Annotated in this window: 9 protein-coding genes; 5 read left to right on the forward strand and 4 right to left on the reverse strand. The window is 46.9% G+C overall.

From position 1 onward, the window contains the following. Positions 1–122: 122 nt before the first annotated feature. Genes F8C67_RS10365 through F8C67_RS10380 form a run of 4 tightly spaced genes read right to left on the reverse strand, consistent with a single transcriptional unit; the run spans position 123 to position 6,854 of the window. Positions 123–3,647 (reverse strand): efflux RND transporter permease subunit, encoded by a 3,525-nt coding sequence (locus F8C67_RS10365; protein WP_151667774.1) that lies wholly within the window; start codon positions 3,645–3,647, stop codon positions 123–125. Between the two features lie 27 nt (positions 3,648–3,674). Continuing rightward, entirely contained in the window at positions 3,675–4,817 is a 1,143-nt protein-coding gene (locus F8C67_RS10370; protein ID WP_151667775.1) for an efflux RND transporter periplasmic adaptor subunit, read from the reverse strand. A gap of 13 nt (positions 4,818–4,830) precedes the next feature. Further along, entirely contained in the window at positions 4,831–6,204 is a 1,374-nt protein-coding gene (locus F8C67_RS10375) for a TolC family protein (RefSeq protein ID WP_151667776.1), read from the reverse strand. Then, positions 6,201–6,854, reverse strand: a complete 654-nt coding sequence (locus F8C67_RS10380) for a TetR/AcrR family transcriptional regulator (RefSeq protein WP_151667777.1) — start codon at positions 6,852–6,854, stop codon at positions 6,201–6,203. Before F8C67_RS10380 ends, F8C67_RS10375 begins: the two co-directional genes overlap by 4 nt. 143 nt (positions 6,855–6,997) lie before the next feature. On the opposite strand from F8C67_RS10380, the gene asnS reads away from it, so the two are divergent. The 5 genes from asnS to F8C67_RS10405 all read left to right on the forward strand — a co-directional run bounded on the left by asnS (position 6,998) and on the right by F8C67_RS10405 (position 15,304). Further along, positions 6,998–8,431, forward strand: coding sequence for an asparagine--tRNA ligase (gene asnS / locus F8C67_RS10385; RefSeq protein WP_151667778.1), 1,434 nt, complete (start codon positions 6,998–7,000; stop codon positions 8,429–8,431). Between the two features lie 66 nt (positions 8,432–8,497). After that, positions 8,498–9,952 carry an RNA polymerase factor sigma-54 gene (rpoN, locus tag F8C67_RS10390; RefSeq protein ID WP_151667779.1) on the forward strand — a complete coding sequence of 485 codons (1,455 nt, stop codon included), beginning with the start codon at positions 8,498–8,500 and terminating at the stop codon, positions 9,950–9,952. A 3-nt stretch (positions 9,953–9,955) separates the two neighbouring features. Beyond that, entirely contained in the window at positions 9,956–10,555 is a 600-nt protein-coding gene (locus F8C67_RS10395) for a hypothetical protein (protein WP_151667780.1), read from the forward strand. 230 nt (positions 10,556–10,785) lie between these two features. Further along, positions 10,786–12,966, forward strand: coding sequence for a gliding motility-associated C-terminal domain-containing protein (locus tag F8C67_RS10400; RefSeq protein WP_151667781.1), 2,181 nt, complete (start codon positions 10,786–10,788; stop codon positions 12,964–12,966). A gap of 133 nt (positions 12,967–13,099) precedes the next feature. Further along, positions 13,100–15,304, forward strand: a complete 2,205-nt coding sequence (locus tag F8C67_RS10405) for a gliding motility-associated C-terminal domain-containing protein (RefSeq protein WP_151667782.1) — start codon at positions 13,100–13,102, stop codon at positions 15,302–15,304. Positions 15,305–15,403: the final 99 nt, after the last annotated feature.

Genomic DNA, 15,403 nt, shown 5'->3' on the forward strand with positions numbered 1-15,403 from the left:
AAACGTCTACCGGAATCTCAAGACACCATTTCAATAATCAAACTAGAGGCTTGAATGGAAGTTGATAAAAAAAGGGCGAAGATTTCTCTCCGCCCCTTTCAATCTACATTTATCTAAAGTCCCTACTCCGCTGGCTCTACCGCTAGCGTTTCAACACTTTTACCTTTCGAGAAACGGCGCTTGCCGCGCTCTATCAAGTAGAACATTACGGGTACAATCACCAAGGTCAAGAACGTGGCGAACGACAATCCAAAGATTACTGTCCACGACATTGGTCCCCAGAAGATCACGTTGTCACCACCAAAGTAAACCTGCGGATCCGTTTCCGTAATCAATGTGATGAAGTTGATGTTCATACCTGTAGCCAACGGAATCAATCCAAGGACCGTGGTAATCGCCGTGAGCAATACCGGACGCAAACGCGTTTTTCCAGCTTCAACAATCATCGAATACAATTCTTCTCTTGGAAGCAGTTGATCCTGCGCAATGCCCAAGGCCACCTTTCTTCTCGAAAGGAGCTGTTTAGCGTAGTCAATCAATACAATCGCATTGTTAACCACAATTCCCGCAAGTGAAATGATACCAATCATGGTCATCATAATCACGAATTCCATGCGGAAAATCACGAGCCCGAGAAGCACACCAATCAAACTCAATACAACCGTAGTAAGAATGATAAACGGAGTGCTTGCCGAGTTAAATTGAGCCACCAAAATCAAGAAGATGAGGAAGACAGCCGCCAACAAGGCTGAAGACAAGAACGCCATCTGCTCTGCCTGCTCTTCTTGCTGACCTGTAAACTTGTAGTTCACACCGCGAGGCATGTCATAGCTCTCCAAAGCTTTCTTGATTTTCTCAACCGTCTCAGTCGGGTTCGCACCTTCCTCTACATTCGAGTAAAGCGTTACCACGCGGTCCAAATCCTTTCTCTTGACCGCCGAGTATGTGCTCGACAACTTCGCAGTTGCAACTGCACTAATTGGCACCTGCTTAATTCGTCCCGTTGCCGGATCGCGGAAAGTAATGCGTTGGTTCAAAAGGTCGTCAATATTGTGACGGTAGTTATCGCTGAAACGAAGGTTGATAGGGAAATCATCCTCACCTTCCTTGAATCTAGACACCTCTTTACCGAACAATGCCGTACGAAGCGCATCGCCAATCTGTGCCGTGCTAATGCCCAGAGTTCTAGCCTTCACGCGGTCGATTTCAATTGGCATTTCTGGCTTTCCGGACTGAACATCAATTTGAAGCTCTTCGATACCTACAATACCACGGCTCTTCACAAATCGGCGCAGGTTTTCGGCTTCATCGAGAAGCTGACCGTAATCTTCACCGCTTACTTCGATGTTAATCGGTGGGCCTGAAGGAGGTCCGTCAGAGTTCTTATCTACCGCGATATTTACGCCTGGGTAGTCTGAAATCGCCTCGCGAATCTTTTGAAGAACGGATGAGCTTGTCACAGGCTGACCCGCTTCATCTAGACGTTCAGCAAAAGGACGGAATGCCACAGTGACTTTCGCCTTGTTTGGCGTTTGTGCCATGGATGGACCCTGATTCGGATCAGAGGTTCCCTCACCCACCTGTGCAATCACAGATTCTACCATGTAGTTGAAGTTGATGGTCTGCCCATCTACCTCTTTTGGATATGTGTAATTGTCAACCACACGGAACACCTCTTGCTCAATCTTTAGCGCAAGCGCGTTTGTTTCCATGATATCGGTGCCAATTGGCATTTCCGCATAAACAATCGCCTGCTGCGGCTGATTCTCTGGGAAGAAGAGCGTTTTTGGTGGGAAGTTTCCAATCAAAATGAATGAGAAGATGAGCAATCCAACCGTTCCAAAGAAGAAACCATAGGCGTTTCTTCCTCTCAAGGCGTAACGGAGAAGTCGCTCGTAGCGAGCCTCCAATCGCGGAAGGAATTTCTTCTGGAAGCGCTCCGTCATCGGTACTACAAAGTACATGTAGAACAAGATGCTGAGTGCGGCCACAATCATGAGGTTACCCACCGCACGTAGGAAGGTCATTGGAGCGAATGAGTGAAGTACGTACCCGAGAAGTACGCCGCCCAAAAGTCCAACTATTGCCCTGCGAAGCCACTTCTTAGGGTTCATACCCTTCTCCTCAATCTTCATCAATTTTGATGTTAGGGCTGGGTTGATCACCAATGCCACAAAGAGGGAAGAACCGAGTACGATAATCAAGGTGATTGGCAAGTACTTCATGAACTCACCGAAGATTCCAGGCCAGAAAGCCAGTGGAATAAACGCCGCAAGTGTGGTAGCTGTAGATGCGATAATCGCCAAGGCAACCTCACCAGCTCCTTTTTTCGCCGCTGTAATGGCATCGTACCCTTCATCCATCAAACGATAGATGTTTTCGACAACTACGATACCGTTGTCTACCAACATACCAAGTGCCAATACGAGGGCGAAGAGCACCATCGTGTTCAGCGTTACTCCCATCGCATTGAGGATGAAGAAGCTCATCAACATGGAAAGTGGAATCGCAATACCTACGAAGAGGGCGTTTCTCAATCCAAGGAAGAACATCAATACCACAACTACGAGAAGTACACCGAGGATGATACTGTTCTCGAGGTCGTTCAACTGCGTTTTGGTCTGGTCACTTTGGTCGTTTGTAACCGTAATACTCAATTCTTCTGGGAAGTAGTTTTGTTTCGCTTCCTCAACTAGTTGATCGATTTTTTCTGAAACGATGATGAGGTTCTCACCCGAACGCTTCATGATGTCGAGCATCACTACGGGCTCACCACGTTCACGTGCAAAGCTTTCCTTCTCAACCTCGCCGTATGTAATTTCCGCGATGTTTCTCAGGTAAACTACATCCGCATTTTCATACTTGACGATGATGTTCTCAATCTCTTCAACATCAGAGAATTCACCAACAACGCGAACGTTTCTACGGTAGCCATCTACGAGAAGGTCACCACCAGATATCGAAACGTTTTCATTGGCGATGGCGCCAGCCACATCATTGAAGCTCAAGTTGAGTGCTTCCATGCGCTGCATGTCGAGATTTACCGCAACCTCTTTATCGTCAACCCCACGAATCTCAACCTTAGAAATTTCGCTCAAACCTTCGATTTCATCTTCGAGGTACTCTGCGTAATCGTTGAGTTGGTCGATGGTGAACGGACCCGAAAGGTTGATGTTACGGATTGGCACCAATTCGTTGAAGTTCAACTCGAATACGTTCGGATCTGCCGGCAAATCGGTCGGAAAATCGGGATCCGACTTAGCCACGTCCACCTTATCCTTCACCTTTCTCAAGGCCTCGCTTGGAGGAACTGAGAAATCGAATTTCACCTGAATGGTAGAGTAACCCTGAACTGAAGTAGAGTTGAGCTCATCCACATTGGTCACGCCGTTGATTTCTTTCTCAATCGGTCGTGTAATGAGTTTTTCAATGTCGAGTGGGGAGTTGCCTGGATAAGGCGTTCCCACATAGATTTCCGGAGTTACGATCTCTGGAAATGCTTCAGAAGGCATCGAAATGTATGCGCTCAGACCTGCAACAAAGATGATGAAGGTGAGGACATAGGCCGTCATTCGGTTGTTCACCGCGAAGGTGGACAGACCAAATTCCTTGATGTCTTCTGGATTAGTGTTGTGTATTTCTTCCATCTGTATGGATGTCTTATCGATTCCGAATTAGTCCTCTACAATGCGTACGCGTTCGCCATCTTGAACACTTCTGGCTCCTCTATCCACAATGAGGTTGCCCGCTTCAAGTCCGCCACGGATTTCAGTCATGCCCTGGTAAGAGAGACCAAGCTGAACAAACTGACGTTTCACATCTCCAAGACCAGCATCATCGGTAGAGAGCACATACACGTATGATTTCCCTTCTTGATTTTGCTGAATCAAGTGGCTTGGAAGTACCACGGTTGAATCGGCTGCGTAATCGCGAATGCGAACTGAAGCCATCATGTTTGGCTTGTACGCTCCAGATGTACGGCTAATACCAACCTTGATTTTAAAGGTGCGGTTGTCAGGATTGATAAACTGGCCAACTTGAATGATGCTAGCCACAACCGTATCTTGAATCGAACGGAAGTAAAGTGTTACATCTTCTCCAGTCTTTACGCGGTTTACATAAGATTCCGGCACGTCTGCAGTAACATAAACTTGGCTTACGTTAACAAGACGAATAAGCGGCATGCCTGGTGCGGCGTACTCACCTACTTTCGGGAAAATCTCATCCACAACCCCGCTGAATGGAGCCTTCAAGTTGCTCATGGCGAGCTGTGCCTCCAATGTGGCTTTTGTTGTTTGAAGCCCTTCGTAACGATTCTTGGCTTCGAGGTATGCAACTTCAGAACCGATGTTCTGCTGCCACAAACGCTCTTGCTTTTCATAAAGGGTCTTCGCTAAGCTAAGCGAAGTTTCAACCTCCTGAATGTTGTTGCGAATCACATCGTCGTCGAGGTTTAGTAGAGCCTGACCTTTAGAAACGCTCTGACCTTCACGAACGCTGATGCGCTCAATCATACCCGCAGACTCAGCATAAAGGGTGACGTTCTGGTCTGCCTCAACTGAACCGTACACTTGGAAAAAGTGCTCGAAGTTATCCGCTCCTACTTTGTGAGTGGAAACGGTTGTGTAATTCGTCGTGCTATCGAGTTCAGCGATACGCTGATCAATTTCTAGCAAGCGTTCTTGAATCGTGCCGTTTAGTGTTGCAAGACTATCGCGCTCTTCACGCAAAGTCTTCAAGTCGCCACTATCAGATGGCTGTTGGCACGATACAGCAGTTAGTGCCACAAGTGGGATTATGTACTTAAGTGATTTCATTGCTGTTGTTCTATTATAGAGTTGGTTGTTGATCTAAATTGAATTTTCCGAGTACTCGTTCGAGCGAAACTCGCTTGTCGAGTGCCGACTGAGCCGCGTTGATTACGCTGCGGAGTGACTCTTGATATTGACGTTCCGCTTGCGTGAACTCGAGGCTAGTAGCCACACCTTCATTGAACTTGATCGTGGTTCTATCTCGGATGTCTTTAGCGATTTGAACGTTCTTCTTCTGCGCTAGGTAGTTGTTCACTGCATAGCTGTACTCCGCTCGCGCGGTTTGATATTGAAGTCGCAATGCATCCGTGAGCTGTTCCTCCTGAATTCGAAGTTGATCGAGTGCAATCTTGGCTTCTTGTACACGGGCGATTCTTCGACCTCCCTGGAAGATGTCCCATCTCAAACTCAATCCAATGGCTTGCGCCGGGATCCCGAATGAGGTAACATCATCTGGGGCGTAAAGAATTCCAAAATCTGGACTTTGAAAAGCGTAATTGTATTGATAGAATCCGTTCAACTTAGGAAGCCATTGAACCTGTTCGTTTCGGAGGTTCAACTCCTGACCGCGAATTCCTGTTTGAAGCACGCGATAATCAATGTGGTTGGTAAGGTCAAAGTCTTCATTCAACAAGGTTGATCCATCCTCGGCGATGAGCATCAAAGACTCCACTTGATCGGTCAAGGTTACGGTTTCACCAACCGGAATACCCATTCTCAATTTGAGGATGGTTCTCGCTACGGTTGACTGACGCTGTAAGTACTCTTCGTTCGTGCGAAGGTTCGTAAGGAGGAGGTCGAGCTGATCCACATCAGAGGCTTCAACAAAACCCTCTTCGAATAAACCGCGGGTATCAGACAAACTCTGCTCAATGTACTTGATGTCCTCTACAACGATTTCCAGTGAGCGCTCCGTTACCAACACCAAGTGATAAGCTTGAGCAACTTGCTCGCGAACTTCAATGGCCGATAGCTCAAAGTCATTCTGGGCATTCTCCTTCACGACTTCCGTGGCAAGGAGAGCAACGATGTAAGATCCGTCGAAAATCAGCTGGTCGACTTGAACACCTACGCCGCTGGAATACTGCACCCCGAATTGAAGTAGCTGCGACTGACCGCCGATTTCGATAACCTGACCACCGATGGTGAGGTTGTTTGTGAGGTTTCCGTTGGTGCTTACTTGCGGCAAACCGAGAGCGATGTTCTCCCAGATTACGGCCTTTGCTCTGGAGAGCTCAAGGTCATTGCGCCTCACATCATAGCTGTGTTCGAGCGCGTATTGTTCGGCTTCTACTCTGGTGAACGACCGCGATTCCGGTTGCTCATTTACCTGACCCCACAATGCAGGGCCAGCGAGAAGCGCTATCCACGTATATCTTCTCATATTCTTCATTCTTGTTCAGTTGATTTGTTGTGTTCTGCTAGTTTCTTCTCCAAATACTCCAAACCTTTCTTGGAGGCGACGCCGCGTAAATGATACTCGAAATGGGCACGTATGAACTTCGGGTTCTCGCAGATGGTCAGCGGCACAATGTCTTGATCGTGCATGGCCAAAAACTGCGCGAAGTAGAGGTAGGAAACGAAATCCACGTTTACATCGCTTCTGTACACTCCTTGTGCAATTCCCTTTTCGAGGTTATCTCGCGTTTGATTCTTGATCATATCCTCTTGTCTGGAGGATAGCCACTTCCATGTAGCTGGGTAATATTTCTTGAGTTGGAATTCAATGGCGGGGTGTTGAGCCTTCATGGCTTCGGAAAGCGTAGAATCGATGGCGAAAAGCTCATCGATTGCGTTGTTGGCATTCCCGATAACATTGGACATGATGTCTGACACCTCGGTGAACGTATGCTTTACGCACCGGTCAACCAAGTCGGCTTTGTTCGACACATATTTGTACAGGGTCTTCTTGCTGATCGCCAGCTCCCTCGCCACATCATCCATCGTGATGCTACGTATCCCATACTTTAGGAATAGCTCCGTAGAACCTTCAATGATTGATCTTTCCTGTTCATCCATAATGGCGGCGAAAGTAAAACACATAGTTCACACTGGAAACGTTTTCAACTAAAAATGTTTCCAGTGTGCGGAAAAATTAACATTGGCGATAGGTTTATGGAAGTCAATACTTTACGATAGCCTAAAAAATATGCACTTTTGCAGCTCTAATCACGGTTTATACAGACATGCAGATTGCTACAGTAAAAGAAAGCTTGACTAAACTCCCAGTGGGAGCAGAAGTACATGTACGAGGATGGGTTAGAACTTTTCGTTCGAATCGTTTTATCGCCCTAAATGACGGTAGTACCGTTGCCAATTTGCAATGCGTGGTGAATTTTGAAGAGTTGCCAGAAGACCTTCTAAAGCGCATCAACACTGGTGCTTGCATCTCTGTGCAAGGAGATTTGGTAAGCAGCCAGGGGCAAGGGCAGAATGTCGAAATCCAAGTAAAGAAGCTGGAGATACTAGGCGATTCGGACGCTGATGAATATCCGCTTCAGCCCAAGAAGCACTCACTGGAGTTCCTTCGTGAGATTGCACACCTTCGCATGCGTACCGCTACTATGAGTGCCGTTATGCGCATTCGTCACAACGCAACCTTCGCCATTCACAAGTACTTCCACGACCGTGGATTTTACAATCTTCACACACCGATTATTACGGGCTCTGATGCCGAAGGAGCAGGTGAAATGTTCCGTGTAACTACGCTTGATCCTATCAATCCACCTACAACCGACGACGGAAAAGTGGATTACAAAGAAGACTTCTTCGAAAAAGAAACCAACCTCACCGTATCTGGTCAGCTTGAAGCAGAACTAGGCGCTATGGGGCTTTCTAAAGTGTATACCTTCGGTCCAACTTTCCGTGCCGAAAACTCCAACACCTCTCGTCACCTCGCCGAATTCTGGATGATTGAGCCGGAAGTCGCGTTTGCAGATTTGGACGACAACATGGACCTCTCCGAGGACTTCCTGAAATTCGTGATTCAATACATCTTGGACAACTGCGTTGAGGATCTTGAGATTCTCGACAAGCGTTTGGCTGATGAAGAGAAAGGCAAGCCTCAGGCGGAGCGTTCAGAGCAAGGCTTGATCGAACGCCTAAAGTTTGTAGTGGAAAACAACTTCGTGCGTTTGAGCTATACAGAAGCCATCGAAATTCTACGCAACTCGAAGCCAAACAAGAAGGGCAAATTCAAATACAAAATTGAAGGATGGGGAGCCGATCTACAAAGTGAGCACGAGCGATTCTTGGTAGAAAAGCACTTCAAAAGCCCAGTGATCCTTTTTGATTATCCTGCCAACATCAAGGCTTTCTACATGCGCTTGAACGAGGACGAAAAAACAGTTCGCGCCATGGATGTTCTTTTCCCAGGTATTGGCGAAATCGTAGGAGGATCCCAACGTGAGGAACGTTACGACGTGCTCAAAGGGAAAATGGAAAAGATGGGTATAGCCGAAGAAGATCTTTGGTGGTATTTAGATACTCGCAAGTTCGGAACATGTGTGCACAGCGGATTCGGTCTAGGCTTCGAGCGTCTGGTTCAGTTCGTTACAGGCATGGGCAACATTCGCGACGTAATTCCTTTCCCTCGCACTCCGGGGCGCGCTGAATTCTAAGGCATTTTTTTTGCACCTTTGACATACACACAGCCACTTTGGCCTATTGTTTGTTAATCGGCGCATATGCTCAAACAGTCGCTACAACAGAAACTCCAGCAAAAGCTATCTCCTCAGCAAATTCAGCTGATGAAACTCATTCAGTTGCCTACTCAGGCTCTGGAAGAGCGAATTCAGGAAGAACTTGAGGCCAATCCTGCATTGGACGAAGGCAAGGAGGAAGAGACTCGCGATGAATATGAGACCGACGAGTTTTCAAACGAAGAAGAAAGTCGAGATAAGGACGAGGACTTTGACATAGATCAATACCTCTCCGACGACGAAATTCCCGAGTATCGACTTCACGCTAATAACTATAGCGCAGACGATGAGGATGACCGTATTCCACTAGCTGGCGGCACCTCATTCGTTCAAACCCTTCGCAGTCAGTTGGGCATGCGTAGCTTGTCTCACGAAGACCGAAAAATTGCGGAATACCTCGTTGGCAATATAGATGACGACGGTTACTTGAGGAGGGAACTTCAAGATGTTGTGGATGACCTCGCGTTCACCCAAGGTATCTATACCGACCTCGATCAGCTAGAGCGATTGCTTCAAGTTATTCAAGACCTCGACCCACCGGGCGTTGGTGCGCGAAGCCTTCAAGAATGCCTTGCGCTTCAATTAGCGAAGAAAACTCCATCTCCGGCAGTTCAACTTGCCATTACGCTTATGGATGACTATTTCGATGAGTTCGTTCGCAAGCATTACAGCAAGATGCTGGATCGTTTGGACATCACCGAAGATGAGCTTCGCGACGCCCTTGAAGTCATTTCAAAATTGAACCCCAAGCCAGGTGGCTCGGTAAGTGATGGTTCGCGCCCAACGGAAAACGTAACTCCTGATTTCCTCATATCTATAGAAGACGGAGAACTACAATTGAAATTGAACGGCAAAAATGCTCCCGAGTTAAACATTTCGAGAGAATACAGAGGAATGTTGGAGCACTACCGCGACAGCAAAGGCAAGGCGACGAAGAGTGAGAAAGACGCCTTGATGTTCGTGAAGCAAAAAATAGATGCCGCTAAGTGGTTTATCGATGCCATTCGCCAACGTCAGCAGACCTTGTTGCTCACCATGTCGACCATCATGGAGTATCAAAAAGAATACTTCCTAACGGGTGATGAGCGAAAGCTTCGCCCGATGATTCTGAAAGACATTGCCGACGAAATTGAAATGGACATTTCGACAGTAAGCCGTGTCGCCAGCAATAAGTACGTGCAGACTCCATACGGTACCTTCTTGATTAAGACATTCTTCTCTGAATCGATGAAGAATAGTGACGGCGAGGACGTTTCGACACGTGAGATCAAGAAGATTTTGGAGGACAGTATTCAGGAGGAGAACAAGAAGAAGCCGCTCACTGATGAAGCCTTGGCAAAACTTCTTAAGGAAAAAGGCTACCCTATTGCTCGAAGAACGGTTGCCAAGTATCGAGAGCAGCTTGGAATTCCGGTGGCTCGTCTCCGCAAAGAACTCTGATCTATGAGTAACCGACTTGCTCAGTTCTTGAGTTACCTACTGCATCCCGCGATCATTCCCACTTTGGGATCGCTACTCGTGCTAACGACCATACCCGAACACGTAACCGAACAACAGATTTGGTACATCAGTGCATTTGTGCTGTTGTCGACATACTTCATGCCGGCCATTGTTTCGGTTGTGATGAGAAGATTGGGCATCATTTCATCACTCCACATGAAGGATCCGAAAGACAGAAAGTATCCTTTTCTGGTTTCGATTGCCTTTTTCTTGATTACGGCAAATCGGCTTTCAGGTGAGGAAGTCCCCGAGGAAATCATTCGTTTACTACTGGCCTCAGCTGGAACAATATTGCTGTTCTACGCCTTACTTCGAGTCACCAAATTGAGTGTACACTTGGCAGGGATTGGAGGCTTGACTGCCGTGGCAATCTATCTATCTCACAACTATCAGGTAATGATGTTGGAAGTGATTGCTCTGTTGATATTGTTGAGCGGTTTGCTAGGAACAGCTCGCCTAACCCTTCGAGCACATACACCTATGCAAGTGTGGGTAGGGTATGCTTGTGGATTCGGTTTTACCTATTTGGCCCTCTTCTTCTAGTCGCGTTAAAGCGGCACTTCCATCTGTATTTCATTCCGGCGATTGAGTAAGCGAGGCTACTCATCGATTCGTTGTTCTCCACACAAATTGTAAAAGGTACTGAACGATGAGTCTGCGGTGACAATCTTGCAAATTGGTTTGACGCATTCGTTTAAATCCATGCGTCATTCTCTATTGTAATGGTTTGATGTTGAGACTACTTTCAAGTCTCATTAATTGGAATCATCGCTATGAAACTACTCAAATCACTACTACTCTTTGCTTTCGTCCTCACCGGATGGAGTACAGCAAACGCCTCTCACATTATTGGTGGAGATATTCAATATGAATACTTAGGAAACAACCAATACTACATTAAGCTGGTTCTGTATCGAAACTTTCCGGGAATCCAACTCGGACCGAATCAAACCGTGTATGTTCGCTCAGCGACTTGCGGTGGAGCCATTACAACGATTAACCTTCCACGAACGGCTCAGTTCATGGCGGCTGGAAACACATTCGGCTGTATTTCTCAGCAATCTGCCGGATTCCAACCTGAGGTGAATATCTACGAAACCACCGTTAGTAATCCTCTTGTGCTCACACAGAACTGTACGGATTACAAGATTTCGTGGAATGAGTGTTGTAAACCTCCTGGTATTACCAATATCGGAACAGGTAATAACAGTGCAACGCTGGGCTTCTATTTCGAGGCCGAATTGAACCGCCGCCAGGGATTGGGTAACAATAGCTCACCGATTTTCACATCAGATCCATTGGCATACATCTGCGAAGGAGGAACTTTCATTTACACTCAAAATGCGGTAGAATCTGATGGTGATTCACTCCAATACGAGTTGATCAACCCGCGCGAATCAGATTTCAATAGCACGAACGTGCGCCCGATTCCATACAAACCTCCATTCTCTGTTAGTCAGCCGTTTACCGTTGACCCAGCGAATCCATACACTTTAGATCCTCAAACCGGTAATATCACGTTTACAGCAAAGTTGCCTCCGGGCATCCAACGCGAGGTATCCATTATCACCGTTCGTGTGAATGAGTATCGTTTTGACTCTACCTTCTTTATATGGGAGAAAATCGGAAGCTCGAACAGAGAGATACAGGTCATTATTACAGATCAATGTTTGCCAGCCGTAAACGCCGGTGTGCGATTAGATCCGAATGCGCCTGGCACCTACTTGGACCCGGACGGCAAGCAAGTGAGGGACTATAACTGTGGTGATACTGCTGTGACCATGACATTCACTTTGCCAATTGAGTGCTTCTCGGTTGCTGCAGATGGAACCGATTTCAGAATTACCGCTCCTAATGGTCAACCTATACCCGTCAAGAAAGCAATACCATATTGTGATGGCAACTCCGAAACAGATTCGGTAACGCTGTCGCTATACAAGCCACTCATTTTCAATGGTGATTACATGATGTACACCAAGGTTGGTACAGATGGAAACACACTTCTCAACCGATGTGGTAAGCCGATGGCTGAGTTCGATACGATTATACTTCGGGTAAGCGGCTGTCTAGATCCTGTGTACGATGCACAGAACGTAACCGTAACCAATGACGAGCACAACTTCGTGCAATGGGGTCTAGACACCAATACTCTTCCTGAGCAGTTGGTCGACTTTATTCGCGTATTCCGTTCAGATGATGGTGGTGCGATTTGGTCGCAGGTTGGAACCGCGAGTATCCAAGATTCAGGATACACAGACTACACGGTTGGACCAAACGAAGTAGATGCACAATCTTACCGATATCAAGTTCAATTTGTTGCGAATGGTCAGGATCTATTCCTAACCCGTGGCATCAACAGCATCCATCTTGGTGGAGCCTTGAATCAAAATGATCAGGTGCCGATGAATTGGACAAGCTACAATGGTTGGACCGGAGCATCCTACGTGGTTCAGTTGGGTATCAAAACGGGACAAACCTATAACTGGTCTGACGTTACCGATGTGAACCTCCCGACCTTAGATTCTAGTTATACTTTTAATGCGAGCGCCCTTTCACAGGGTAGCTATGCACTGCGCGTGCAAACCACGGATGGTAGCTTCACTTCGGAATCCAACTGGATAACCTTTGGGATACAGGATCCACCTGTCATTCCAGATCCTGATGTAGCCTTGATTATTCCGAACCTGTTTACTCCGGGTGAAGACGACATCAACTCTTTGTTCACGATTCAGGGTATTGAAGCGTACAATCGCGTTGAGCTCGTTGTCTACAACCGATGGGGAACTCGCGTGTACCAAAACTCGAATTACACAAACTCAAACGCGTGGGACGGTCGCTCATCGAACGGCTCCGATCTCGCAGAAGGAACATACTTCTATGTGCTCAATGCAACAGGCGGACCTAACGGTACGGCTGTAGAGGAGAACGGTAGTATCACCTTAATGAGAGATTAATAGGAAATCGTTAAATAATTGATGGTTGTCGTTTATCCGCCAAAGGGTGGACAAAACGCGCCTACGCTAAAAGCCCGTACACAGAGTGCGGGCTTTTTAGTACTTTCGAGGACTATCGCTAAAGCGTCCATCAATGAAATATTTGTTACGACTTCTAACCGTTGTATTGTTTGGCCTCATGAGCATGCCTGCTAGTGCATCTCACGTAATTGGAGGAGATATTCAGTACGAATACCTGGGTAACAACCAGTATTATGTCAAGTTGGTAATCTACCGTCAGTCTACTGGAGCAGGTCTCCCGGCGACTACGAACGTGAACGTATCCTCACAAACTTGTGGAATTAACACGTCGGTATCCCTTACCAGAACTAGTGTTTATTCAGCTTCCAGTTTTGCATTCGACTGTATTGCTCAATCAAATGCAGGTGGATTCCTTCCAGAGGTAAACGTATACGAGACTACAACCTCTTCACCTCTCACATTGACCCAGCGTTGTACGGATTACAAACTATCATGGTCACTGTGCTGTCGTCCAGGTGGTATCACAAACATTGGTGGTGGCGCGAGTAGCGCGGGTTTCTCATTCTACTTCGAAGCAGAATTGAACAACCGTCAAGGCTTGGGTAACAACACTTCACCGTCTTTCGTATCTGATCCAATTGCTTACATCTGTACGGGTGGTTTCATTAACTACCTGCAGCGTGCAACTGAGCCAGACGGCGATAGTATTCGTTACGAAATCATCGACCCACGTTCTGCTGCTGGAACAAACGTTCCTTACACAGCACCTTGGTCAGCTCAAGCTCCTTTTGGAACAGATCCAAACGCACCATATACGATGGACCCTGCAACGGGTAACATCAGCTTTATTGCCGACCTCCAAGGTGGGCCAACTCAGGTATCCGTTATTGCACTTCGTGTTGACGAGTATCGATTTGATTCTACCTATTTCTTCTGGGAGAAGGTAGGTAGTTCCAACCGGGAAATACAGGTCGTCGTCGCAGCGAACTGTATACCTGCCGTTAACCAGGGTGTGCGATTAGACCCGAATGCACCTGGTGTATCACTCGACCCTCAAGGTCGACAAACCAAAGACTACAAGTGTTACGACTCAACCGTTACACTCCACTTTACACTTTCGGTAGAATGTATTTCGGTAGCTCCAGATGGAACTGACTTCCGTTTGACCGCGCCAAATGGTCAGCCTATTCCTGTGAAAAGTGTGACGAGTTACTGTAACCAGAACGGTGAAACAGACTCTATCACTTTGAACTTGTACAAGCCACTTATCTTTAATGGAGATTACTTCCTCTACAGTAAGTACGGCACTGACGGCAACACCCTACTCAACAAGTGTGGTAAGCCGATGAACGAATTCGATACTATCATATTAAAGGTGTCCGACTGTTTGTTCCCTGAGTATTATCTGGATGGGGTAACGGTTGATCAAGACAGACGAAATCGTATCGATTATCGCATCGACACCAACACTATTCCGGCTGCGTTCCTTGATTTCGTGAGAATCTATCGCTCAGTAGACGGTGGACAAACATTCAACCAGCTTACTACTGGTGATCCACTACAAGGATTTGTATTTGACCCAAGCCCTGGCCCTTCCGGAGTTGACAATCAATATTACTATTACCGAGTACAGCTCGTTGCGAATGGTCTAGAACTCGATCCGAGACCAGGTAAGCATACTATTCACCTCACGGGTGATGTTTCCGACCCGGCAAACATGCCTCTATCTTGGAGCAGCTATGGTGGAGCATCGTTCCCTGACTTGAATTCTGTACAGTATAAGGTTCAGGTTGGACCAAAGAATGACACCGATGGATACGACTTCCAGGATGTCATCGATCCGAACTTGCCTACTGGAGATTCAACATTCACAGTGGTACTTACAACAAATCCTACTCCGGGCGATTATGCTGTTCGCGTAATTACTGAGCCAATTGCCAACCCGAACGGATATGTAAGTGAATCAAACTGGTTGATTTACTCTGTTCCAGAAGAACCAATCGTGCCGCCAGTAGGTGCACAACCAGTTATCATTCCTAACGTATTCAGTCCGAATGCTGATGGCATTAACGACTTGTGGACTATTGAAGGTATCGGAACTTGGTCTTCACGCAAAGTGAGCATCTTCGACCGCTGGGGACGCAAAGTGTGGAACACGAGCCAGTACGACAATGCCCGCGCATTCGATGGTAAGGACAGTGGAGGCAATCAGCTCCCTGATGGAACCTACTTCTACGTGATTGAATTGAACCATGCTCCAACAGGACAATCTGAAGTGATTGACGGTTCATTCTCTATCATGAGCGGGAATAACTAAGCGTTAAACTCACCCTTATATAGCCGCCTCTTCGAAAGAAGGGGCGGTTTTTTTTTGAACAAAAATGCGGACTCTCCGTTGACTTATCGCATATATAAG

This window comes from Phaeocystidibacter luteus, assembly GCF_008933115.1.
GTDB classification, from domain to species: domain Bacteria; phylum Bacteroidota; class Bacteroidia; order Flavobacteriales; family Schleiferiaceae; genus Phaeocystidibacter; species Phaeocystidibacter luteus.

What these genes read in the sequence shown, in the direction of transcription:
- F8C67_RS10365 (WP_151667774.1), bottom strand. Translation starts at nt 3,647, where the DNA reads ATGGAAGAAATACACAACACTAATCCAGAAGACATCAAGGAATTTGGT.
- F8C67_RS10370 (WP_151667775.1), bottom strand. Translation starts at nt 4,817, where the DNA reads ATGAAATCACTTAAGTACATAATCCCACTTGTGGCACTAACTGCTGTA.
- F8C67_RS10375 (WP_151667776.1), bottom strand. Translation starts at nt 6,204, where the DNA reads ATGAAGAATATGAGAAGATATACGTGGATAGCGCTTCTCGCTGGCCCT.
- F8C67_RS10380 (WP_151667777.1), bottom strand. Translation starts at nt 6,854, where the DNA reads ATGTGTTTTACTTTCGCCGCCATTATGGATGAACAGGAAAGATCAATC.
- asnS (WP_151667778.1), top strand. Translation starts at nt 6,998, where the DNA reads ATGCAGATTGCTACAGTAAAAGAAAGCTTGACTAAACTCCCAGTGGGA.
- rpoN (WP_151667779.1), top strand. Translation starts at nt 8,498, where the DNA reads ATGCTCAAACAGTCGCTACAACAGAAACTCCAGCAAAAGCTATCTCCT.
- F8C67_RS10395 (WP_151667780.1), top strand. Translation starts at nt 9,956, where the DNA reads ATGAGTAACCGACTTGCTCAGTTCTTGAGTTACCTACTGCATCCCGCG.
- F8C67_RS10400 (WP_151667781.1), top strand. Translation starts at nt 10,786, where the DNA reads ATGAAACTACTCAAATCACTACTACTCTTTGCTTTCGTCCTCACCGGA.
- F8C67_RS10405 (WP_151667782.1), top strand. Translation starts at nt 13,100, where the DNA reads ATGAAATATTTGTTACGACTTCTAACCGTTGTATTGTTTGGCCTCATG.